Here is a 22,421-nt window from a genome sequence, read left to right on the forward strand (position 1 = left end):
ACCCGATTCCCGACGCGTGCGGCCATGTGTTCCATCTCACAAGGAGAGTGTGCCCCCATGACTCAAAAGAGCCCCGCGAACGGGCGCGACAGCAACCACTTCGACGTGATCATCCTCGGGTCGGGCATGTCCGGCACCCAGATGGGGGCGATCCTGGCCAACCAGCAGTTTCGCGTGCTGATCATCGAGGAGTCGTCGCACCCGCGCTTCACGATCGGCGAATCGTCGATCCCCGAGACGTCCCTGATGAATCGCATCATCGCCGATCGCTACGGCATTCCGGAGCTCGACCGCATCACGTCGTTCTACGCGACGCAGCGTTACGTCGCGTCGAGCACGGGCATCAAACGCAACTTCGGCTTCGTGTTCCACAAGCCCGGCCAGGAGCACGACCCGAAGGAATTCACGCAGTGCGTGATTCCCGAACTGCCGTGGGGCCCGGAGAGCCACTATTACCGCCAGGACGTCGACGCCTACCTGTTGCAGGCCGCGATCAAGTACGGCTGCACGGTGCGCCAGAAGACGAACGTGACCGAATACCATGCCGACAAGGACGGCGTCGCGGTGACCACCGCCCAGGGCGAACGGTTCACCGGCCGGTACATGATCGATTGCGGCGGGCCGCGCGCGCCGCTCGCGACCAAGTTCAAGCTCCGCGAAGAGCCGTGCCGCTTCAAGACGCACTCGCGCAGCATTTACACGCACATGCTCGGGGTCAAGCCGTTCGACGACATCTTCAAGGTCAAGGGGCAGCGCTGGCGCTGGCACGAGGGAACCCTGCATCACATGTTCGCGGGCGGCTGGCTCTGGGTGATTCCGTTCAACAACCACCCGCGATCGACCAACAACCTGGTGAGCGTCGGCCTGCAGCTCGACCCGCGTGTCTATCCGAAAACCGACATCTCCGCACAGCAGGAATTCGACGAGTTCCTCGCGCGGTTCCCGAGCATCGCGGCGCAGTTCCGGGACGCCGTGCCGGTGCGCGACTGGGTCAAGACCGACCGCCTGCAATTCTCGTCGAGCGCCTGCGTCGGCGACCGCTACTGCCTGATGCTGCATGCGAACGGGTTCATCGACCCGCTGTTCTCCCGGGGGCTCGAGAACACCGCGGTGACCATCCATGCGCTCGCGGCGCGCCTCATCAAGGCGCTGCGCGACGACGACTTTTCTCCCGAGCGCTTCGAGTACATCGAGCGCCTGCAGCAGAAGCTGCTGGACCACAACGACGACTTCGTCAGTTGCTGCTATACGGCGTTCGCGGACTTCCGCCTGTGGGACGCGTTCCACAGGTTGTGGGCGGTCGGCACGATCCTCGGACAGTTCCGGCTCGTGCAGGCCCATGCGAGGTTCCGCGCGTCGCGTGACGAGGGCGACCTCGACCACCTCGACAACGACCCTCCGTACCTCGGATACCTGTGCGCGGACATGGAGGGGTACTACCAGTTGTTCAACGACGCCAAGGCCGAGGTCGAGGCCGTGAGCGCCGGGCACAAGGAGGCCGGGGAGGCCGCGGCGCGGATTCACGCCCTCATCGACGAACGCGAGTTCGCCAGGCCGATGTTCGGCTTCGGGTACTGCATCACCGGGGCCAGGCCGCAACTCAACAACTCGAAGTACAGCCTGGTGCCGGCGATGAAGCTGATGCACTGGACGCAAACCAGCGCGCCGGCAGAGGTGAAACGGTACTTCGACTACAACCCGATGTTCGCGCTGCTCAAGGCGTACATCACGACCCGCATCGGCCTGGCGCTGAAGTAGCCGGCCGACACCGCCAGGAAAACGATGAACGACGTTCAATTCGATCAAGCGGTCGCCACGGAGCAAGCCCCGGGGGTGTACGACGCGACCACGCGCGTGGCCGCGAGCTGGTACGTCGCGATGCGCTCGGACGACCTCAAGGACAAGCCGGCGGAGTTGACGCTGTTCGGCCGTCCGTGCGTGGCGTGGCGCGGCGCGACCGGGCGGGCGGTGGTGATGGATCGCCACTGCTCGCACCTCGGCGCGAACCTGGCCGACGGGCGGGTCACGGACGGGTGCATCCAGTGCCCGTTTCACCACTGGCGGTACGACGAGCAGGGCCGGTGCGTTCACATCCCCGGGCACAGCCAGGTGGTGCGGCAGCTGGAGCCCGTTCCGCGCGGCGCGCGTCAGCCGACGTGGGTCACCGCGGAGCGGTACGGCTACGTGTGGGTCTGGTACGGCTCCCCGCAGCCGCTGCACCCGCTGCCCGAAATCGCCGCGGCCGACGTCGACAACGACGACTTCATGCACCTGCACTTCGCGTTCGAGACGACGACGGCGGTCTTGCGGATCGTCGAGAACTTCTACGACGCGCAACACGCGACCCCGGTGCACGCGCTCCCGATCTCGGCCTTCGAACTCAAGCTGTTCGACGACTGGCGCCCGTGGCCGGAGGTCGAGCCGCTGGCCCGGGCGGGCGCGTGGTTCGGTGCCGGGATCGACTTCACCGTGAACCGGTATTTCGGGCCCCTCGGCATGCTGTCGCGTGCGCTCGGCCTGAACATGTCGCAGATGAACCTGCACTTCGACGGCTACCCCGGCGGGTGCGTGATGACCGTCGCGCTGGACGGAGACTTCAAATACAAGCTGCTCCAGTGCGTGACGCCGGTGAGCGACGGCAAAAACGTCATGCACATGCTCATCTCGATCAAGAAGGTGGGCGGCGCGCTGCGCCGCGCGACCGACTACGTGCTGTTCGGGTTGCAGACCCGACAGGCCGCGGGGTACGACGTCAGGATCTGGAACGGGATGAAGCCGGACGGCGGCGGTGCGTACAGCCGGTACGACAAGCTCGTGCTCAAGTACCGCGCGTTCTACCGGGGCTGGGTCGACCGCGTCGCCGAGACGGGCGCCCGACCGCACCGCCGCGAGTGAGCGGCGAGGCGTGAGGCGAGGCGTGAAGCGGCGGCCGGGAACCGGCCGATGAGCAGGATCGCGCCGGCAACGCATGCGGCCGGCACGCCCGGGCCGAGCACGGGCCATTTTTTCGCGTTCATCGTTTCACGTCGTCGGGCAGGCGGGCGGCCGTCGGGCCGGTGCGCTCAAGCGCCTGAGCCACAAGGATTTCGCGGGCCCGGCTGCGGGCGCCGCGAAATCCGCCGACAGGCGCCGGGTCGGCGCGCGATCCGGCTGTCGGCCGGCGGCCGAACATGGGCGGAGATCAATTGCCGGCCGATGCCGTCGCGACCGGAGCCGCTTCGGGATGCGCGCGCGCGTAAAGCTGGCGATTGCGCGCGATCTGCGCGTGCGACGGCGGATAGTCGTTCCGGTCGGTCGGCAGCAGGCCGCCGGCTTCGGCATCGATCAGCTGCTGGTAGATTTCGGCGCGCGTGAGCGGCGCCTGCGTGGACTGGGCGAAGGCCTGTGTACCGAACGGCAGGCTCAGCGCGGCGGCGACAAAGGCAGTGAAGAGTTTCATGGCGATTCCCTGGTGGGTTGAACGAACGGGCGAGTGGGGCGGCCCCACGTATCCCATTCTGGTTGCCGCGGCAGTCACGACGCTGACCCGCCGATTACAGATTTGTAATCCGCCCGTTTCGCGCTTGCACGATGCGGCTCGCGCGCCGCGTTTCCCGGTAACATCGGCGCATGTCACCACCCCATGCGACGGAGCCGACCATGCGCATCCTGATAGTCGAAGACGAACCGAAGACCGGCGCGTACCTGAAGAAAGGGCTCGAGGAATCCGGCTTCAGCGTCGATCTCGCAAAGGATGGCGGCGAGGGCCTGACGCTCGCGCAGGAGGAAAGCTACGACGTGATCGTGCTCGACGTGATGCTGCCCGTGCTCGACGGCTGGAGCGTGCTCAAGCGGCTGCGCGACACGCATGCGACGCCCGTGCTGTTCCTGACCGCGCGCGACGACGTGCAGGATCGTGTGCACGGCCTCGAACTCGGCGCCGACGACTACCTCGTGAAGCCGTTCGCATTCGTCGAGCTGCTTGCGCGGATCCGCACGCTCGCCCGGCGCGGGCCGCCGCGCGAGACGGAACGCATCGCGGTGGGCGACCTGGAGATCGACGTCGTGCGCCGCCGCGTGAAGCGCGGCACCGTGCGGATCGACCTGACGCCGCGCGAATTCTCGCTGCTGCAACTGCTCGCGCGCCGGCAGGGCGAGGTGCTGAGTCGCACGCAGATCGCGTCGTATGTGTGGGACATGAATTTCGACAGCGACACCAACGTCGTCGAAGTCGCGATCCGGCGGCTGCGCGCGAAGATCGACGACGATTTCGCGGTCAAGCTGATCCATACGGTGCGCGGCGTCGGCTACGTGCTCGAGCCGAAGGACGCCGCATGACGCTCGGCCGCTTGATCGGCCGCTCGATCGGCGCGACGCTCGCGCTCGCGTTCGGCGCGACCATGCTCGCCGTCTTCGCGCTTGTCGGCACCTATGTGTATACGGCCCTCGAGCGGCAGGTGAGCACGCAGGACGACCTCGACATCGTGCTCGCCGCGCGGCACACGCGCCGGCTGGCGGGCGAGCTCGATTCGCTCGACGCGGTGCGCACGCATGCGGACCGGCTGACGAGCCAGGTGCTCGGCAACGCGGCGCTGTCGATCGCCGTCGTCGACGGGCAGGGCAACGTGCTCGCGCGCCACAACGTCGAGCGCACCGGGTTCGAGGACTCGCCCGAGCCGGCGGCAGCCGCATCGACGCCCACCTCGCCCGCCTCGCCCGCCTCGCCCGCGCTGCCGGCATTGCCCGACGCCGCGCTGTTCCCGCCGCACGCGACGCCGGTGCCCGCGAACGAACGGATCACCACCGACCGGATCGCGACCTGGACGGCCGGCGGCGGCGTGTCCGTGCGCGGCGTCGTCAGCGATGCGCAGTTGCGCGACCACTCGACGATCCGGATCGCGATCGCGCGTAACATGAGCGATCGCGCCGCGATGCTGGACGGCTACCGCGACCGGCTGAAGATCGCCGGCGGTCTGGGTGCGCTGTTCGCGATGCTGCTCAGCTACGGGCTGATCCGCACATCGCTCGCGCCGCTGCGCGAGATCGTCGCGAACACGGGCCGGATCACCGTCGACAAGCTCGATACGCGGCTCGACGCGTCGCGTGCGCCGCGCGAGCTGACGGCGCTCGTCGACGCGCAGAACGCGATGCTCGGCCGCCTGCAGCAGGCGTTCGGACACCTGTCGCAATTCAGCGCGGATCTCGCGCACGACCTGCGCACGCCGCTGAACAACATGCGCGGCGCGACCGAGGTGGCGCTCGCGCGGCCGCGTTCGACCGACGAGTACCAGGCACTGCTCGAATCGAATCTCGAGGAATACGACCGTCTCGCGCGGATGATCGAGAACGTGCTGTTTCTCGCGCGCGCCGAGCATCCGGGTTTCGTCACGCGGCAGCGTGCGTTCGACGTGCATGACGAACTGGAGCGTATCGCCGGTTATTTCGAAGGGCTCGCCGACGAAGCGGGATCGACGCTGCGCGTCGACGGGCACGGGCAACTGACCGCCGATCTCGAACTGTTTCGCCGCGCGGTCAGCAACCTGCTCGCGAACGCGCTGCGCTATACGCCGGCGGGCGGCGTGATCACGCTGCGTGTCGACGAAACGGTGGATGCGGTGCACGTCGTCGTCGCGAACCCGGGCGAGCCGATCGATCCCGCGCTGCTGCCGCGCATCTTCGAGCGTTTCGTGCGCGGCGACCCCGCGCGCAGCGGCGGCGTGCCGGGCGGCACGGCCGGGCTCGGCCTCGCGATCGTGCGTTCGGTGATGGAATTGCACGGCGGCACCGTACGCGTCGAAAGCGACGCGGCCGGCACGCGCTTCATCCTCACGTTCGTCAGGACGCCGACGACGTAGCGGCCGCGTGCGCGGCGGCCGTTGCGTGCGCATCCATATCCGTATCCTTGTTCCAGCCGCCGCCGAGCGCCGTCAGCAGCGCGACCGCCGCCTCCATCCGGCGCGCGGCGATCTGGTCGGCCAGGCGCCGGTTCGACAGCGCGATCGTCTGCGCGGTCACGACGTCGAGATAACTGACCGCACCGGCGTTGAAGCGGTTGGTCGTCAGCTTCAGCGACAGGTCGGCCGCGTCGGTCGCGCGCTGCTGGCTGTTTGCTTCCGATGCGAGCGCATCGAGCGCGGACAGTTGATCCTCGACCTGCTGGAACGCGGCCAGCACGGTCTGCCGGTAATCGGCGACCACGCCGTCGTACTGCGCATGCGCGGCGTGCAGCGACGCGCTGCGGCGCCCGCCGTCGAACAGCGTGCCGGCGAGCTGCGAGCCGAGCGACCAGAACAGGCTCGGCGCGGTGAGCCACGGCGCGAAGAACGAACTTTCGAGTCCCGCGCTCGCCGACAGCACCAGGTCGGGGAAAAACGCGGCGCGCGCCTCGCCGATCTGCGCGTTCGCGGCCGCGACGCGCCGCTCGGCTGCCGCGATGTCGGGCCGCCGCTCGAGCAGTTGCGACGGTACGCCGGCCGGGATCGCCGGCACGTCGAATGCCTGCACGCGCGGCGGTAGCGTGAAGGTCGACGCGTTTTCGCCGACCAGCGTCGCGAGCGCATGCTGAAGTTGCGCGCGCGACGCGTCGATGTCGGTGTCCTGCGTCTGCGTCGATTCGAGCTGCGTCTCGGCTTGTGCGACGGCCGACGCGTCGATCGCGCCGTCCGCGAGTTGCTGCTTCAGCAGCTTCAGGGCATCGGCATACGCGCGCACCGTTTCGTCGAGCAGTTGCTTCTGCGTGTCGAGCGAGCGCAGCGCGAAATAGTCGGTCGCGAGCTCGGCCGTGACGGACAGCCTCACGGCCTGCAGGTCGGCCGCGCTCGCGTCGGCATTCGCCTGCGCGCCCGTCACGGCGTCGCGCACGCGGCCGAACAGGTCGGGTTCCCAGCTCGCGGCGACGCCGGCCTGGTAGTCGGGCGTCGTCTTGCCGGCGAGCGACGAGCCGAGCTTGTTCTGCGACAAGCGCGAGCGGCTCTGCGCGACGCCGGCCGTGACGGTCGGCAGGAACCCCGCACGCTGGTAGCCGACCATCGCGCGCGCCTGCTCGAGATCGGCGACAGCTTTCTTCACGGTCTGGTTCGAGATGTCGACGCGCGCTTCGAGCGCGTTCAGTGCGGCGTCGTCGAAGACGGTCCACCACGGGCCGCGCGACGTGGCATCGGCGGGCGTGGCGACGTTCCAGCCGGGTTGGGTGGTGGGGGCGGCCGAAGCGGGTACGCCCGCAGCCGGTATGCCCGAAGCCGGTATGCCCGCAGCCGGGACGCCCGCATAGTGCGCAGGCACCGCGACGGTGGGGGGCGAGTAGGCGGGTAGCGTCGAGCATGCGGTCAACGCGGCGGCGATGCCGAGCGCGACGACGCGGCGTGCGAACGGAAGCGGATGAAAGAGGCACATGGTGGAGATCTCGCGGGTTGTCATGAACGGTCAGCCGTGGGACTGCGTCGACGTCGCAACCGACGTGGCAACCGGCGTCGACGCGGGCGCCGCGACGGCGGCCGGTACTGCCGCAACCGCGCGAGGCGCCGCCGGCGCACCGGTAGCCGAGCCGGCCCGCGCAGCCGCCTGCGCGGCGCCGGGCTCGACCGCCACGATCTTCACGGTCTCGCCGTCGGCGATCGAATCGCCCGGGTTGTCGATCACGCGATCGGTCGCGGCCAGCCCCGCGACGATCTCGACGTGCGTGCCGAAATCGCGGCCGATCTGCACGGTCTTCAGCGCGGTGGTGCCGTTCGCGGCGACGGTCGCGACCGTCACGCCGTTCGGCCGGAACAGCAGCGCGCTGACCGGCAGCTCGAACGCGGGCGCCGCACTCGCGACGAGCAGGTGCGCCTGCGCATACGCGCCCGGCATCAGCGCGCCGTCGTGGTTGTCGACGTCGATCTCGACCCGCAGCGTGCGCGTCACGGGATCGATCGCGCCCGCGCTGCGCGCCACGCGCGCGGCGAAGCGCCGGCCCGGATACTGCTGCGTGGTCAGGTACACGGGCGTGCCGGCCGATACGCCGGCAGCACTATCCTGCGGGACGTCGACGAACACGCGCAGCGTGTCGGTCTGCTCGAGATGGAACAGCTCGCCCGACAGCCCCGGGCTGCCCGGTGTGCCGCCCGCCGTGACGAGCGTGCCGACGTCGACGTTGCGCGCGGTGATCACGCCGTCGAACGGCGCCGTCACCGATTCGTACGACACGAGTTCGTTCAGATGGGCGGCATTCGCCTGCGCGGAGGCGAGCATCGCGCGCTTCGCGTTCATGTCGGCGACCTTCGTGTCGGTGTCCTGCTGCGATACCGACTGCGTCTTCAGCATCTCCTGCCAGCGCTGCGCGGTCGATTTCGCATAGTCGTAGTTCGCCTGCGCGGTCGACGTGTCGGCATGCGCCTGACGCAACTGCGCGTCGAGGTCGGGCGCCGTGATCTGCGCGAGCGTCTGCCCCGCTTTCACGTGCGTGCCGATATCCGCACTCCAGTGCGCGATGTAACCGCTCGTGCGCGCGTAGATCGACGCTTCCGCGTAGGGCATCACAGCACCCGGCAGCGTGAGCGTCTGGTCGGCCGGCGCGACGCCGGGCCGGATCACGGACACCGGCAGCGCCTGCTGCGCGGCCACCTGCACGCGCTGCGCGGCGCGTGCATCGATACGCGGCACGATGCCGGCGGCCAGCAGCGCGGCGGCGAGTGCGAACGCGGCCAGCGGCACGGCGAGCCTGCGGCCGCGACGGGGCAGCGGCGCGTCGGGTGCGGTGTCGCGCGCGACAGGCGGCACCGCCGCCGTTTCGGCAGAAAGCGGGGCGAGAGGTTCGGTCGAGTCGTTCATGATGGGTTCGAAGTCGGGCGAGTCGGAGGAAATCGGCGGGTATCCAGTCCAGCTATCCGGGTATCCGTGCTCAGGGCAGGGCCGGCGTGTCCGGCACGCGGCGTGCGGCGGCCGCATCGCGTCGCCGTTCGAGCCACGCATGGACGAAGCCGAACACGACGGGTACGAACAGCAGCGTCGACACCGTGCCGAACGCGAGGCCGCCGATCACCGCGCGGCCGAGCGGCGCGTTCTGCTCGCCGCCGTCGCCGAGGCCGAGCGCCATCGGCAGCATGCCGATCAGCATCGCGAGCGCGGTCATCACGACCGGGCGGAACCGGCTGAACCCCGCATCGAGCGCGGCCTGCCACGGCGGCGTGCCGCCGGCGCTCAGCTCGCGCGCCGCGTTGACGACGAGAATGCTGTTCGCGGTCGCGATGCCGATGCACAGGATCGTGCCGGTCAGCGCGGGCACCGACAGCGTCGTGTTCGTGACGAACAGCATCCACGCGATGCCCGCGAGTGACGCGGGCAGGCCGCTGACGATCACGAGCGGGTCGAGCCACGACTGGAAGTTCACGACCATTAGCAGGTAGACCAGCGCGATCGCCAGCACGAGGCCGCTCAGCAGCCCCGCGAACGACTGGTGCATCGCCTGCACCTGGCCGCGCAGCACGATCGACGAGCCGGGCGGCAGTTGCGCGCGAGCGGCGTCGACGAGTTTCGTCACGTCGGCCGTCACGCCGCCGAGGTCGCGGTCCTGCACCGACGCGAAGATGTCGAGCACCGGCTGCACGTTGTAGTGCGACACGACGGCCTGCTGCTCGGCGCGCGAGAAGGTGCCCAGCGTGCCGAGCAGGTTCTGCGCGCCCGCGCCGGCCGCGGGGCCGCCCGCGGGCGTCTGCGGCGATTGCGCGGCGGTCGGCATCGCGATGTTCGCGAGCGACTGCAGCGAATTGACGTCGTACTGCGGCGCCTGCACCAGCACCGGGTAACTGACGCCGTTGGCGGGGTTCAGCCAGAAGTTCGGCGTGGTCTGCGAGCTGCCGGACAGCGCGATCAGCAGGTTCTGCGCGACGTCGCGCTGCTGGAGCCCGGCCTGGATCGCCTTGGTGCGATCGACGTCGACGTTGATCGCGGGTGCGTCGCCGGGCTGCTGGATGCGCGCGTCCACGAGGCCGCGCACGCCGCGCAGTTGCGCGAGCAGCCGGTTCGCGACCGCGCGGTTCGCATCGAGCCGGTTGCCGACGATCTGGATGTCGATCGGCGCGGGCAACCCGAAGTTGAGGATCTGGCTGACGATGTCGGCCGGCAGGAACGCGAAGGTCACGCCCGGGAACGCCTGGTTCAGCAGGTTGCGCAGCTTCGTCACGTACTGCGCGGTCGGCCGGTGGTTCGGCTTCAGCGTGATCATGATGTCGGCGTCGCCGGCGCCGACCGGATCGGACGAGTCGTAGGTCAGGTTGATCCCGCTGACCGGCACGCCGATGTTGTCGAGCACGCCGGCCAGTTCGTTCGCGGGGATCACCGAGCGGATCCGCGTCTCGACCTCGTCGGTCAGGCGCGCGGTCTCCTCGATCCGCGTGCCGGTCGGCGCGCGCAGGTGCAGCCGGATCTCGCCGGTATCGACCGACGGGAAGAAATCCTGCCCGGCGACGGCGAACAGGCTCGTGGAAGCCACGCAGGCGAGCAGGAACGCGGCCGCGAAGCGGCGCCGGTTCGCGATCGCGGCCGACAGCAGCGCGCGATAGCGCGCGCGGACCGCTTCGAAACGGTGCTCGAAGGCGGCCTGGAAGCGCGCGAAGCGAGCGAAGATGCCGCGCGGCGGCTTGCCGTGCCCCTTGGCGCGCATCAGCACCATCGCGAGCGTCGGGATCAGCGTGCGCGAGAAGAAGTACGACGCGATCATCGCGAAGATCACCGCTTCGGCCATCGGCACGAACAGGTAGCGCGCGACGCCCGTCAGCAGGAACATCGGTGCGAACACGATGCAGATCGACAGCGTCGACACGAAGGTCGGCACGGCGATCTCGCCCGCGCCGGTCAGGATCGCCTCCTCGAGCGGCGCGCCGCGTTCGAGGTGGTGCGTGATGTTCTCGATCGCGACGGTCGCATCGTCGACGAGAATCCCGACCGCGAGCGCGAGCCCGCCGAGCGTCATGATGTTGATCGTCTCGCCGAGCGCGGCCAGCGCACACAGCGAAGTCAGCACCGCGAGCGGGATCGTCACCGCGATGATCAGCGTCGCGCGCCAGCTGCCGAGGAACAGCAGGATCATCAGCGCCGTCAGGCACGCGGCGATCAGCGCCTCGCGCGCGACGCCCTGGATCGCCGCTTTCACGAACACCGACTGGTCGCCGAGCGGCGTGATGTGCAGCGCCTTCGGCAGGCCGGCCGCGATCTTCGGCAGCATCGCCTTCACCTGGCCGATGATCGTCAGCGTCGATGCGCTGCCGGTCTTCTCGACCGTCAGCAGCGCCGCGCGCTTGCCGTCGCTGCGCACGATGTTGGTCTGCGGCGCGTAGCCGTTGCGCACGTGGGCCACGTCGCGCACATAGACGACGTTGCCGCCGACGGTCTTCACCGGCAGGTCGTTCAGCGCGGCGACGGTCTGCGTACTGCCGTTCATCTGCACGTTGTATTCGCGCGCGCCGATCTTCGCGGTGCCGCCGGGCAGGATCAGGTTCTGCGCGTTGATCGCGTTGACCACGTCGATCGGCGCGAGCCCCTTGGCCTGCAGCGCGCGCATGTTCAGGTCGACGACGATCTCGGGCACCTTGCCGCCGAACGGCAGCGGCACGGCCGCGCCCTGGACGGTCGCGAGCTGCGTGCGGATGAAGCTGTTGCCGAGGTCGTACAGCTGCTGCTCGGCGAGCGTGCTGCTCGACAGGCCGAGCTGCAGGATCGGCACCGTCGACGCGTTGTACGTGATGATGTTCGGCGGCAGCGTGCCCGGCGGCAGGATCCGCAGGATCGACGCGGAGTTGCTCGAGGCTTCGGCGATCGCGCGATTGATGTCCGCGCCGGGGTGGAAGAAGATCTTCACGACCGACACGCCGTTCAGCGATTGCGATTCGATGTGCTCGATGTCGTCGACGTCGGACGTGAGCGCGCGCTCGTAGTTGGTCGTGATGCGCTTGGCCATGTCCTCGGCGGAAAAGCCGTTGTACGACCAGACGATGCTGACGACCGGGATGTCGATGTTCGGAAAGATGTCGGTCGGTGTGCGCAGGATCGCGAGCGTGCCCGCGATGAAGATCAGCAGCGCAAGCACGACGAACGTATAGGGCCTGCGCAATGCCAGCCGGACGATCCACATGATGATTTCCTCGAAGCAGGGCAAGGGCGCCGCGATGGATGCGACGAGCGTGCAGTCTGCCGGTGCCGCGTTGACCCGGCCCTGACTCGAAGATTACGAAACGGTTATCTGCGCGTGGCGCCACAGATTTCAGGATTGTCATGTGGCGGTCAGCGTCGTGCCGGCCGCAGTCACCAGAATGAATACGTCGGGCGGCGAACCGCTTCCGCGGCACCGCCGGCGGCGCATCGACGATGCGTCCTCATCGAACCGTTCTGGGGAGTTTCATCATGAATCGCAGACTGATCGCAGCGACCGCGCTGCTCGCCCTCGCCGTCGGCACGCCGGTTGCCGCTTTCGCGCAAGCGTCGTCGTCGGGCCCGACCCGTGCCGACGTGATCGCCGAGCTCGTTCAGGCGCAGCGCGACGGCACCGTGCCCACGTCGAACTGGGACTATCCGCCGAGCCCGTCGACGATTGCGCGCAATCGCGAGCTCTATGCGATCGCGCACGGCGAGCAGGCCACCGCGACCGCGTCGACGCCGGTGCCGGCCGTCAGCGCGCAGTGACCGGAGACAGGCGATGAAACGCCTTTTCCGGCTGGCGATCGCCGCGCTGCTCGCGGCGGCGGTCGCGCCGGCCTTTGCACGCGGGATGCCGCAATTGCCCGATGACGACGGCGGGCGCGCGAGCGTGCTGCAAGCGTTGAATCCGGCGCGCGCGGCCGACGCCGGTCGGCCGCATGCGGCCGGCGTCGTGCCGAATCGGGGGGAGAGACGCCGCGCGGTCGCGACAGCGGCATCGACCGGCGGCTCGGCGTGGCCGGCGATGACGATGGGCGGTAATTCTGGCCGTCGTGAGCGACGGTCGGATAAAAGCGCGCGGTCGGCGCGTTCATGCCGGTATGGGCGCCGGGAATGAACGATCCCCAAGCAAAGGCGAGCACCTGCTGGGGCCGGAACGTCGACTGCATCCCGTGCGCGGCCCGGAGTGACCGTACCGCCAGGCAAAAACTCGTGGCAATAACCCGTAGCGATCGAAGCGATCCGTCAGCCAGCAGATCGCAACCGAGCCCGGCGTGCCGGCCCAGTTCACGAAGCCGCCCATGATCGCGCCTTGTGCGCTCGTATAGCCGGTGCTTTTCGCCATCGTCGGCAGCCAGTTGTACAGCAGGTAAGGGACGAACAGCCCGACGAAATAGCACGGCCAGATCAGGGCCGTGTCCGCGAGATAGCGCGACGAGAGGATCGTGCCGCCTTTCACCTTCGGTTGCGCGGGCAGGAAGAATGTCGTACCAGCTGCCACGCGCGTGCGGCCGATCGCGGATGGGATTTTCGCGATCAGGTCGGGACGCGGGTTCTGAAGCGAGGCGCGGTGCTTGATTTGCTGTGTTGGCCGTTCCGCAATGGTTCGTTGCGGAACTCATTCAGTTTGAATCAAATTGGTCTGCAATGAGGCGGACCTGATAGCGGTTCGCTTTTCATTTGACAGCACTGAACAGCCGGCACTGATTGCGACGTCGTCTGCCTCTGGGCGGTTCAACCGGATACGAAGCCAGTGAGGCCGATTGAGGTGTCGTCGACATCAGCATCGACTGTGGCGGCTACCGCAAAGCACCCAAACATTACATATTTCATTCTCGTTGGCATAAATAGAAATTATAAAGAAAGGAATGTGTTTGGAAAATGGAATATTGAAGATGTCGAAAGGATGTGGCTGGCGGATTCGTGAATCGCACTTCAACTTTTGTCAGTCAATATTGTTGTTTTAGAGATTAAATACATTCTCGCGACTTGTTGTTGCCGCTAGAATTGCGGCGGCAAGACGGGGTGCCGTTCCCGTGAGAGTGCGGACCACTACTGGCTCGCAAAAAACAAGAAGATGGATAACGAATGAACATGACCGAAGTGGCTCAGGCGATTCGTGGCGGCCTGATCCAGCATGATCGCCTGCTCAAGACGAGCATCCCGGTTTTGCCGGAGAACGCACTCGTACCGCGGCGCGCTGTGACCTACGCCGAGCTTGGTCGCGACTTTAGCGTGACGCTCGACATGGTCTCCACGGCGGGCGACATCGAATTGAAGACGCTGATCGCCCAACCGATCACGCTCTGGATTCAACAAGCGAACAAGTCCTATCGACCGCTCAACGGCTACATTCATACGGCTCGAAGACTTGGTGCTGACGGTAGCCTTTCGAGCTATCAGCTGACTTTCGCTTCCTGGATGCATTTCCTCAAATTTCGCAACGACATGCGGTACTGGCAGGACAAAAGCGTCGACGCCATCATCACGGACGTATTTAACGTGCATCCGCAGGCACAAGGGCAGTTCGAATTTGCATTGCTAAAGCCGCTGCCTTCGCGTTCATATTGCCGCCAGAGCGAGACCGACTGGAATTTCATCCATCGTTTGCTGGAGGAAGAGGGTTTGTTCGGCTTCTGGCGGCACGACAACGACGGGAAGTCGCATCGATTTGTCGTGACTGACGATATCTACTCGCTCGATGAGATGTCACCTGGTTCGGTCGGGTTCTCAAGGTCGGGTACGCGTGGCGAAACGGATGCATTTGCGCAGTGGGCGGGTTCCCGGACGTTGCAGAGCACCGTTCACACGACACGCACGTTCGATTACAAGGCGCCTTCGTCCGTCGTCAATCCCAAAGGCACGACTTTGCCCACAATGTCCGGTCAAGGGAATTTGCCGGAGCAGGCTGAAGTCTACGAATACACCGGCGCCTATACGTATCTGGACCGGAGCCGCGGCGAACACCTGTCAAAGATTCACCTGGAGGAATGGGAGTCGCGAGCGAAGCGATTCTTCGGCGTCGGTGGTGTCCGCGCGATTGACGCCGGTTGTCGCTTCACTCTGATGGGACATCCGGAACATGATCGCGACTCAGCCAGCCAGCGCGAATTCGTCGCGATCAAGGTGCAGCGGCACATCGAGAACAACCTGCCGTTGCCCATCCAGGAAGCGAACTTCCCGCATAGCTTGCAGAGCCAGCTTGCGCACGCGAAATCGGCACATACGGGTGAGGCCGTTGTGCACGGAGACGGATCGGCGGGATTTTACGTGGTCGAGGTGGAAGCGCAGCGGGTGACCGTCCCGTATCGGAGCCCGTTCGAACACAAGAAGCCGGTGATGGAACTGGAGACCGCTATCGTAGTTGGCCCCCGGGGTGAAGAGGTATACACGGACGAACTGAACCGGGTCAAGGTCATGTTCGTGTGGGATCGTCAAAACCCGGCCGATGCGAGTGCTTCATGCTGGGTAAGAGTCGCGCAATCGGATACCGGTGGCGGGTACGGGAGCGTTCACGTTCCGAGGGTCGGTGAGGAAGTCTTGGTCGGATACGTCGGCGGGGACTGTGACAGGCCGATCGTTCTCCATCGCGTCTACAACGGGAGCGTCCGGCCCCAGTGGCACAGCCACGGCGTCTTGTCCGGCTATCGGTCGAAAGAATATGGCGGCAGTGGTTACAACCATCTCGTGATGGATGACTCTACCGGCCAGAACCGAGCGCAGCTGTACTCGACGAGTGGCGATTCACATCTGCATCTCGGGCACCTTGTCGAGCATGCCGACAACACGCGGGGAAGCTATCTCGGAACGGGCTTCGATCTGAAGTCGACAGCATACGGCGCGATCCGTGCAGGTAAAGGATTGTACATATCGACGCATCAGGCAACCGCGGGACAACCGCTGGATGCAGGCGAGGCGACGGAGCAACTCGTCAATGCGTACGGGGTGCTCGACGCGCAGTCGCAGGCGAGTGTGGCGAGCCAGGCGGAAAGCCTGCAGCCGGGCAGCGATGCGCTGGCCGGATTCCGTGATGCGACGCGGCACAGTGTCACCGCTGCGTCGCATGGCGGGCGGACTGCTGGCGGTGGCACGGGCAGCGCGAACAGCTTTGCGAAGTCGGTGATGCTGATGGCGAGTCCGGACGGTATCGCGCTGTCGACGCAGCAGTCGACGCAGATCACGGCAGACGAGCACGTCACTCTCGTCAGTGGGCAAAACATGCACGTTGCGACAGGCAAGTCTCTTGTCGCGAGCGTGGCGGAGAAACTCAGCCTGTTCGTTCAGAAAGCGGGGATGAAACTGTTCGCGGCCAAAGGCAAGGTCGAGATCCAGGCACAGGGTGATGCGATGGCGTTGGCGGCATTGAAAGACATTTCGATCTCGACCAAGGACGGCCGGATTGTTCTGACCGCTCCGAAAGAAATATGGATCGGCGCGGGCAACTCTTACATCAAGATCTCGACGAACGGGATTGAGAACGGTACACCGGGGCAGATCCTGGAGCGGTGCGCATCGTGGGAAAAGCAAGGCGGCACGAGCGTCTCGCCTCCGCAGCAGGCATTTTTCGAAAGCCAGCAACCGTTGCAGTACAGCCAGCAACTGGTGCTCGACGAAGTCCTGCACAAACCGGATGGCGTTGCGCAGGCGGTCGGTTATCGATTGGTCGGTGACGCGGGGGTCATTCTCGGCAGCGGCATGCTCGACGGCAGTGGACAGACTTTGCGCGCCTTTACCGATACGCCGCAACAGATCCACGCGATCTTCGATCTGAACCATGGCAAATGGAAGACGATGATGTATCAGGAGCCGTTCTACATGAGCGCCAACGAGGTCGATCACCCCAATGCGGGCGTGTTTGACTATGCGGATCATGCGATGACGGACGATGCCGGCGACACGACGGGCGAAGACGATTCGATTGACGCAGACGATTTGCCGGATACGGAAAACACGGCGGCCTGACCTCCATCCGGAAGCAGACGGGTGGGCATTTGATGTCACGAAAGGCAGTTAGGGAGATAAGGCAAAAGCAGATGAAAGCACGAGAGCAGATCAAGTACTGGATACGCGCTGTATTGGGCGCGATGCTGGTCCATGTAACGGTTGCATCGGCGCAGATGATGGAGTTTCCGCTCGGTGCGCCGGAAGGATTCAGTGCCGATGCCATCAATCCGCTCGGCAATGACCGTTACTGCATCAGCGGACATGTCTATGACGACACCGTGCCGAGCCGATCCGCAATGGTCGTGCTGTTTGATGCAGGTAGCCGCCGGGTGGAATGGCGTACGGCCATTCCATTTGGCTCGGGTCATGTCAGCAATTCGGCGGTGGCCTGCGGTAGCGATGGCCACTCGATTTTTGTGGTGACCGAGGAACACACGCAGGGCAGCGAGTCGCTCAATCAAACGAGCGTCGTCGTGAACCGCCTCTCCGTTGCGGGCAAGCTCGAAAAGCGGCAGCCGATTCATGCAGGCTTTGACGAGTGGTTCTACATGCTGGACGTGGGTCCTGCCAGCGTCAATGTCGCAGGGGGCACTAGCGCGACATTGCAGCGTGGCGGGCCATTTGGCACATTCGTCGCGCACCTCGATGCCGATCTCGAGCAGCCGACACTGACGCAGCTTTCGAGTGGAGCATTCTGGACCGACGCGTCTGCCCGTCTGGATGGCCGGCGCCTTCTGGTGGCAGGCAAGTTCCTGCCGAATGCCGGAGCAGGTCACAACGGATACGCGGTGTCGCAGATTGATCTCGACAGCAAGCGATATGTCCGTTCCGCGTATCCGTTGCCCGGGAATGTGACGTCCGCGAGTGCGTTTGTGTCTTCCGACGGTCTTGTGCATGACGTTGGCGTCACGCCTGCTGGTGTGTTGACGGTCGTGATGGTTGACCCTTCGGGAAAGACAACGTCCATGTTCTCGACGGCAAATGGCACGCTCTGCAGCATCGATGCAGTCGCTCGCGGCAATCGTACCGTAAGCGTCATCGGTGACGCATGCAAGGGTAATCGCACAGTGTTGCTGTCCGTCGATCCGGCCTCGCATGCTGTGAGCACCGTCCATACGTTTGGCAGCGAGATGGATGCGATCGGGTTCGACGGCAGTAATTGGGTCGGCGTGGCGAAAACCAAAGGGCATGGCGCTGTATTTCAGCGGGGAGCGAGATAAGTTATGGCGGGCGACAAGAAGTATACGTACGACGACGAACTCGAATTCATCAAGAACCTGTATTGTCCGGCCCGACAGGTCGCCGACGAGACAGGCTGCTCGTGGAAACTGATTCTTGCGCAGGCTGCGCAGGAAACGGGCTGGGGGGAGCACGTTCTGGAGGGAACGAACAACTTTTTCAACATCAAGGCTGACGCGTCGTGGCACGGTGAGTCGCGTAACTTTACCGTCCCGGAAGAGAGGGAGGATGGTAGTAAGTATTGGGTGACGGCCCCGTTTCGCGTGTATCCATCCATGCTGGAGAGCTTGCGAGATCGTCAGAAATTTCTCGCATCGAATCCCCGCTATGCTGCGGCGGGTCTTTATAGCGAAGGAGTAAAGGGCAATCTCGAAGCGGAAGCACGGGCGCTGCAGTCGGCCGGTTACGCCACGGACAAGAAATACGCGAAGAACATTATCGAAGTGGCCGGTGGCAAGTCGATGAAGCGGGCTATCGAACGGGCGCAGAAGGCTGGCTGCAAGGGCTGTCTGCCGACGGTGAACGTCTACGTGCTCGACCAGGCCAAGGCTCATCTGGTCGACACCAAAATAAGGGCAACCCAGGGCGGTAAAACTATCGACCTGGTCACGGACAAGAACGGGCAAGTGCAGGTACAGGCCGCGCTATCGGGTGGGCCAGTTTCCTTGCAGGCCTGGTCGGAACACGATCACAAGTGGGTACAAATCGAGCAGACCGTGACGCCGACGACGCCCGCTACGGCCATTACGGTCGTTGCGCCCACAATCGTCGTGCCGTCGGCAACCGAATTACACAAGCAGCCACTTGCGCCTGCGCCGACGGAGCCTCGGCCGGCAACGAGTCATCCTGCGGCGCCTACCGAGACTCCCGCTCCCGCTGCCGCTGCCGCTCCCGCTCCCGCTGCCGCCGCTTCGCACGCTAGCGTAGCCGGCGCCGCTCCGCATGGCTGTACGGAGACCTATATCGTTCAGAAAGGCGATACGCTCAGCAAGATCGCAAAAAAATACTCGACGAGCTATCGCGTGCTCGCGCGTCTGAACGGCATTGCATCGCCGTACTTTCTGTATCCGCATCAGGTACTGACCGTACCGAAGGCACATGCGCACCCGTCTTCGTCATCGGGCGCGGCAACGGCCGCCGCACCGGTGGCTGCAGGCTCTTCATCTGCGGTGGCACCTGTGGCCACCGGAGCGCCCGTCGCAGTGGCGGCTCCCGCGACATCTGCATCGACCGCTGCCTCGTCTCATGCTGCGGAGACTCACGGGAAAGCCGTTCATACAGCCCCTGCCGCACCTGCAACGAGCGCGCCCGCGCACCCAAGCACACATCCGGCAAGCGGGACTGCCGGGTCATCACCCGCGCCAAAGCCGGCGCCGGAAGTGCACGCTGTCCGTTCCCGGGACGAGAGCGATCACCCGAAAACCGAGGCACTGAGTGCCAGTCATGCACCGTGGATGACGTATGCAGAGGAGGAGCGTCGCGTCGGCATCAAGCGCAAGGGAGGAGACGTTTCCACCGAGCACATCAAGGAGTATTTCGGTGCGACGTCGCAAACCAAGGCCGATCCGAATTCCGCCGCATACTGTGCGGCATTCGTGAACTGGTGTCTGCAGCGCGCGGGCTATGAGGGGACGAAGGGAAAGACCAATGCGATGGCAAGCAGTTTCCTGAAGTGGGGGAAGCCGACCAAGGGGAACAAGCCGGTATACGGCGCCATCGCCGTCGTGCGCTTCGGCAAGAGCGCGTACCACGTTACCTTTGTCAACGGTGCCCATCGCTTCGATGCTCATCAACATCTGCAATCGTTGGCAACGTTGGGTGGCAACCAGGGCAAGGCGCATGAGGTGAACAAAAGCCATCTGCCGCCGTCTTTGGTGGTAGCGTATCGTCTCCCGATCGGCTATGACGCAACGGATGACGACTATCAACTGGCGCTTGTGCCGGATGACGGCAGCACATCGATGACGGCCGCATCGACTCGTTAGATGTACTTTTACCCGAGGTAAGGTGTTGCGATGTCCCGCGAGACGTTCGCTGCTCGATGACGGGGCGATCCCGGTTATTTATTTCTCTCGAATCTTGATGATAAAGCTATCCAAGCTCACTGCATGCGCCTTGATCCTCGTCGCGACCGTCGCCAACGTGACGTATGCCCGCGATCTGGACAAGAGCGACCCTGACCGCGCCCATATACTGGCTGCCGTTCACCGGCTGAACGACAGCGAACCGGACCTGAAGGATTACCGCTATTTCGTGGTCGACCTGATCAAGGATCGTGATGCCGCCTTCGCATGTGTTGCATTGACGGATAAGGACGGCAGCCTGGAGATGACGGATGACCAGGTCGAGATCATGAAGTTCGCGCTTGAAAGGCGCAACGCGCAATGGGTAGCAACCGATCTCGGCGGCGTGGGATTTGCAGACGGTGCGAAGCCGGTGCAATCGGATTGCAAGGTGGAGGGCCGTATCGTCAACACGCGCGATGATGTCAATGTCGCGTTGAAGGCAACGGGACACAAGTCGTTATCCGCTCGTTGACCTCGGAGATGGTTGGCGAGACCGAGAGGAAGGTGGCGGCCTGCCGGATCTGAGTTCTGTCGCGACGGCTCTCGTCACGTATTCGCGGAAACCTCCGCCGCAGAAATCACGGCCGTTCCCTTGGATTCATCGGCCAGCGCCCGGCGCATCACGAGCCCCGCTACCGCGCCGATCAGCGGCACGTCGGCCATCAGCGGAAGAATCTGGCCGAGCCCCAGCCCCGCGCTGAGGAGGGCCGCGCCGGCAAATGCGCTGCCGATCGCGCCCAGCCCTCCGAACGCATGTATCCGCTCAACCCGGTCGAACGCGCGACGGTCCGGTAGAAGCGCGCAGTCAACGCGTTCATGCGGGTATTGGTGCCGGGAATGAACGATCCCCAAGCAAAGGCGAGCACCTGCTGGGGCCGGAACGTCGACTGCATCCCGTGCACGGCCCGGAGCGACCGTGCCGCAAGGCAAAAACTCGTGGCGATCACCCGTTAGCGGTCGAAGCGATCCGTCAGCCGGCCGCTCGCGACCGAGGCCGGTGTGCCGGCCCAGTTCACGAAGCCGCCTTGCGCGCTGGTATAGCCGGCATTTTTCATGGCCGGCGCCTTTCTCCATCTCCGCCGCACCTTCCCCAGCCCGTTTAGGTGTTTATACGTATGCCGATTCCGATATCGTCCGAATCCAATATTTCATTGGAAGGTTATCGGACTTGTTCATAGACTGATGCGGGGCATGCAGACCGGGCCGGCCGCACGCGCCAGCCCGGTCTGCAGTACCGACCCGCATCCCCGCGCCAAGCAGAACCACAACAGCGCAGCGGCATACAACGACATCATCGGAGACGGACCATGACATTTTTCAGGAAGCTGACGGCCGGCGCGCTCGTCGCCGCGGCGACGGTGTTCGCGCACGGCGCGTTCGCGCAGCAAAAGCCGATCACGCTCGGGTTCTCGCAGGTCGGCGCGGAAAGCGCATGGCGCACCGCGAATACCGTGTCGGTGAAGGGCGCGGCGAAGGACGCCGGCATCAACCTGAAATTCTCGGACGCGCAGCAGAAGCAGGAGAACCAGATTCGCGCGATCCGTTCGTTCATCGCGCAGAAGGTCGACGTGATCGCGTTCTCGCCGGTCGTCGAATCGGGCTGGGAACCGGTGCTGACCGAAGCGAAGGCCGCGCATATCCCGGTGATCCTGACCGATCGCGCGGTCGACGTGAAGGACCCGTCGCTGTACGTGACGATGATCGGCTCCGACTTCCTCGAGGAAGGGCGGCGCGCCGGCCACTGGATGGAAGAGCACTACAAGAACGACCCGGGCCCGATCAACATCGTCGAGCTGCAGGGCACCGTCGGCTCGGCGCCGGCCAACGATCGCCGCGCGGGCCTGCTCGAAGTGATCAAGAACAATCCGAAATTCAAGGTGATCGCGTCGCAGAGCGGCGACTTCACGCTCGCCGGCGGCAAGCAGGTGATGGAAGCGTTCGCGAAGACCTACGGCAAGCAGATCAACGTCGTCTACGCGCACAACGACGACATGGCGCTCGGCGCGATCCAGGCGATGGAAGAGGCTGGCATCAAGCCCGGCAAGGACGTCAGCGTCGTGTCGTTCGATGCGACGAAGGGCGGTTTCCAGGCGATGATCGCCGGCAAGATCAACGTCGACGTCGAATGCAGCCCGCTGCTCGGCCCGCAACTGATGAGCGCGGTGAAGGACGTGGTCGCCGGCAAGCAGTTGCCCAAGCGCATCGTGACCAACGAGACGGTGTTCCCGATGAACGTCGCGGCGCAGGTGCTGCCGACCCGCAAGTACTGATGTCCCGCACGGGTGGCGGCGCGGTTGCCGCCCG

Annotated in this window: 17 protein-coding genes; 10 read left to right on the forward strand and 7 right to left on the reverse strand. The window is 65.3% G+C overall.

The genetic code is table 11. The features are described from left to right. Nucleotides 1-57 precede the first annotated feature (57 nt). Both VK92_RS16285 and VK92_RS16290 read left to right on the forward strand, forming a co-directional pair. Nucleotides 58-1,758, forward strand: a complete 1,701-nt coding sequence (locus tag VK92_RS16285; RefSeq protein WP_048027462.1) for an NAD(P)/FAD-dependent oxidoreductase — start codon at nt 58-60, stop codon at nt 1,756-1,758. 24 nt (nt 1,759-1,782) lie between these two features. After that, nucleotides 1,783-2,895, forward strand: coding sequence for a Rieske 2Fe-2S domain-containing protein (locus VK92_RS16290; protein ID WP_048027461.1), 1,113 nt, complete (start codon nt 1,783-1,785; stop codon nt 2,893-2,895). A 286-nt stretch (nt 2,896-3,181) separates the two neighbouring features. On the opposite strand, the gene VK92_RS16295 is transcribed toward VK92_RS16290, so the two are convergent. Then, the gene (locus VK92_RS16295; protein ID WP_048027459.1) at nt 3,182-3,439 is read right to left on the reverse strand and encodes a DUF4148 domain-containing protein; all 258 of its coding nucleotides are present in this window, start codon (nt 3,437-3,439) and stop codon (nt 3,182-3,184) included. Nucleotides 3,440-3,639: 200 nt separating this feature from the next. Between VK92_RS16295 and VK92_RS16300 the strand changes: the two genes are divergently transcribed. Both VK92_RS16300 and VK92_RS16305 read left to right on the forward strand, forming a co-directional pair. Beyond that, nucleotides 3,640-4,317 carry a heavy metal response regulator transcription factor gene (locus VK92_RS16300; protein WP_021160488.1) on the forward strand — a complete coding sequence of 226 codons (678 nt, stop codon included), beginning with the start codon at nt 3,640-3,642 and terminating at the stop codon, nt 4,315-4,317. Further along, nucleotides 4,314-5,834, forward strand: coding sequence for a heavy metal sensor histidine kinase (locus tag VK92_RS16305; RefSeq protein ID WP_048027455.1), 1,521 nt, complete (start codon nt 4,314-4,316; stop codon nt 5,832-5,834). The genes VK92_RS16300 and VK92_RS16305 overlap by 4 nt, the downstream gene beginning before the upstream one ends. Here the strand turns inward: VK92_RS16305 and VK92_RS16310 are convergent. The 3 genes from VK92_RS16310 to VK92_RS16320 all read right to left on the reverse strand — a co-directional run bounded on the left by VK92_RS16310 (nt 5,815) and on the right by VK92_RS16320 (nt 12,085). After that, on the reverse strand, nt 5,815-7,371 hold the full coding sequence (locus VK92_RS16310) for an efflux transporter outer membrane subunit (protein ID WP_048027454.1): 1,557 nt from the start codon (nt 7,369-7,371) through the stop codon (nt 5,815-5,817). The genes VK92_RS16305 and VK92_RS16310 overlap by 20 nt on opposite strands. A gap of 30 nt (nt 7,372-7,401) precedes the next feature. After that, nucleotides 7,402-8,787, reverse strand: coding sequence for an efflux RND transporter periplasmic adaptor subunit (locus VK92_RS16315; RefSeq protein ID WP_048027453.1), 1,386 nt, complete (start codon nt 8,785-8,787; stop codon nt 7,402-7,404). Nucleotides 8,788-8,857: 70 nt separating this feature from the next. Beyond that, complete coding sequence (locus tag VK92_RS16320) at nt 8,858-12,085, reverse strand: efflux RND transporter permease subunit (RefSeq protein ID WP_048027451.1); 3,228 nt, start codon at nt 12,083-12,085, stop codon at nt 8,858-8,860. 269 nt (nt 12,086-12,354) lie between these two features. Between VK92_RS16320 and VK92_RS16325 the strand changes: the two genes are divergently transcribed. Further along, nucleotides 12,355-12,633, forward strand: coding sequence for a DUF4148 domain-containing protein (locus tag VK92_RS16325; protein ID WP_048027449.1), 279 nt, complete (start codon nt 12,355-12,357; stop codon nt 12,631-12,633). Here VK92_RS16325 and VK92_RS41850 read toward each other — a convergent pair. After that, nucleotides 12,620-12,808 (reverse strand): hypothetical protein, encoded by a 189-nt coding sequence (locus tag VK92_RS41850; protein ID WP_048027448.1) that lies wholly within the window; start codon nt 12,806-12,808, stop codon nt 12,620-12,622. The genes VK92_RS16325 and VK92_RS41850 overlap by 14 nt on opposite strands. A 150-nt stretch (nt 12,809-12,958) precedes the next feature. After that, nucleotides 12,959-13,327, reverse strand: a complete 369-nt coding sequence (locus VK92_RS41855) for a hypothetical protein (RefSeq protein ID WP_131723228.1) — start codon at nt 13,325-13,327, stop codon at nt 12,959-12,961. 629 nt (nt 13,328-13,956) lie between these two features. Between VK92_RS41855 and VK92_RS16335 the strand changes: the two genes are divergently transcribed. The 4 genes from VK92_RS16335 (at nt 13,957) to VK92_RS16350 (ending at nt 20,589) form a co-directional block, all read left to right on the forward strand. Then, nucleotides 13,957-16,830 carry a type VI secretion system Vgr family protein gene (locus VK92_RS16335; protein WP_082163759.1) on the forward strand — a complete coding sequence of 958 codons (2,874 nt, stop codon included), beginning with the start codon at nt 13,957-13,959 and terminating at the stop codon, nt 16,828-16,830. A gap of 71 nt (nt 16,831-16,901) precedes the next feature. Then, nucleotides 16,902-18,032 (forward strand): hypothetical protein, encoded by a 1,131-nt coding sequence (locus tag VK92_RS16340; RefSeq protein WP_060156881.1) that lies wholly within the window; start codon nt 16,902-16,904, stop codon nt 18,030-18,032. 3 nt (nt 18,033-18,035) lie between these two features. Then, nucleotides 18,036-20,036, forward strand: a complete 2,001-nt coding sequence (locus tag VK92_RS16345) for a TIGR02594 family protein (RefSeq protein ID WP_048027442.1) — start codon at nt 18,036-18,038, stop codon at nt 20,034-20,036. 97 nt (nt 20,037-20,133) lie between these two features. Beyond that, nucleotides 20,134-20,589 carry a hypothetical protein gene (locus VK92_RS16350; protein ID WP_048027441.1) on the forward strand — a complete coding sequence of 152 codons (456 nt, stop codon included), beginning with the start codon at nt 20,134-20,136 and terminating at the stop codon, nt 20,587-20,589. A 74-nt stretch (nt 20,590-20,663) separates the two neighbouring features. Here the strand turns inward: VK92_RS16350 and VK92_RS16355 are convergent, their stop codons facing one another. Further along, a complete protein-coding gene (locus VK92_RS16355) occupies nt 20,664-20,969 on the reverse strand; it encodes a hypothetical protein (RefSeq protein WP_048027440.1) in 306 nt (101 codons plus the stop codon). Between the two features lie 455 nt (nt 20,970-21,424). Between VK92_RS16355 and VK92_RS16360 the strand changes: the two genes are divergently transcribed. Beyond that, complete coding sequence (locus VK92_RS16360; RefSeq protein ID WP_048027439.1) at nt 21,425-22,387, forward strand: ABC transporter substrate-binding protein; 963 nt, start codon at nt 21,425-21,427, stop codon at nt 22,385-22,387. The last annotated feature ends 34 nt before the right edge of the window (nt 22,388-22,421 follow it).

Origin of the sequence: Burkholderia sp. LK4 (assembly GCF_001043615.1) — a bacterium.
Taxonomy (GTDB): Bacteria; Pseudomonadota; Gammaproteobacteria; order Burkholderiales; family Burkholderiaceae; genus Burkholderia; species Burkholderia cepacia.

Coding starts and splice junctions, on each gene's coding strand:
- VK92_RS41850 (WP_048027448.1), bottom strand. CDS start 12,808: ATGCGGCCGACCGGCGTCGGCCGCGCGCGCCGGATTCAACGCTTGCAG.
- VK92_RS16360 (WP_048027439.1), top strand. CDS start 21,425: ATGACATTTTTCAGGAAGCTGACGGCCGGCGCGCTCGTCGCCGCGGCG.
- VK92_RS16320 (WP_048027451.1), bottom strand. CDS start 12,085: ATGTGGATCGTCCGGCTGGCATTGCGCAGGCCCTATACGTTCGTCGTG.
- VK92_RS16290 (WP_048027461.1), top strand. CDS start 1,783: ATGAACGACGTTCAATTCGATCAAGCGGTCGCCACGGAGCAAGCCCCG.
- VK92_RS16345 (WP_048027442.1), top strand. CDS start 18,036: ATGGCGGGCGACAAGAAGTATACGTACGACGACGAACTCGAATTCATC.
- VK92_RS16315 (WP_048027453.1), bottom strand. CDS start 8,787: ATGAACGACTCGACCGAACCTCTCGCCCCGCTTTCTGCCGAAACGGCG.
- VK92_RS16340 (WP_060156881.1), top strand. CDS start 16,902: ATGAAAGCACGAGAGCAGATCAAGTACTGGATACGCGCTGTATTGGGC.
- VK92_RS16335 (WP_082163759.1), top strand. CDS start 13,957: ATGAACATGACCGAAGTGGCTCAGGCGATTCGTGGCGGCCTGATCCAG.
- VK92_RS16350 (WP_048027441.1), top strand. CDS start 20,134: ATGATAAAGCTATCCAAGCTCACTGCATGCGCCTTGATCCTCGTCGCG.
- VK92_RS16310 (WP_048027454.1), bottom strand. CDS start 7,371: ATGTGCCTCTTTCATCCGCTTCCGTTCGCACGCCGCGTCGTCGCGCTC.
- VK92_RS16285 (WP_048027462.1), top strand. CDS start 58: ATGACTCAAAAGAGCCCCGCGAACGGGCGCGACAGCAACCACTTCGAC.
- VK92_RS16305 (WP_048027455.1), top strand. CDS start 4,314: ATGACGCTCGGCCGCTTGATCGGCCGCTCGATCGGCGCGACGCTCGCG.
- VK92_RS16300 (WP_021160488.1), top strand. CDS start 3,640: ATGCGCATCCTGATAGTCGAAGACGAACCGAAGACCGGCGCGTACCTG.
- VK92_RS16325 (WP_048027449.1), top strand. CDS start 12,355: ATGAATCGCAGACTGATCGCAGCGACCGCGCTGCTCGCCCTCGCCGTC.
- VK92_RS16295 (WP_048027459.1), bottom strand. CDS start 3,439: ATGAAACTCTTCACTGCCTTTGTCGCCGCCGCGCTGAGCCTGCCGTTC.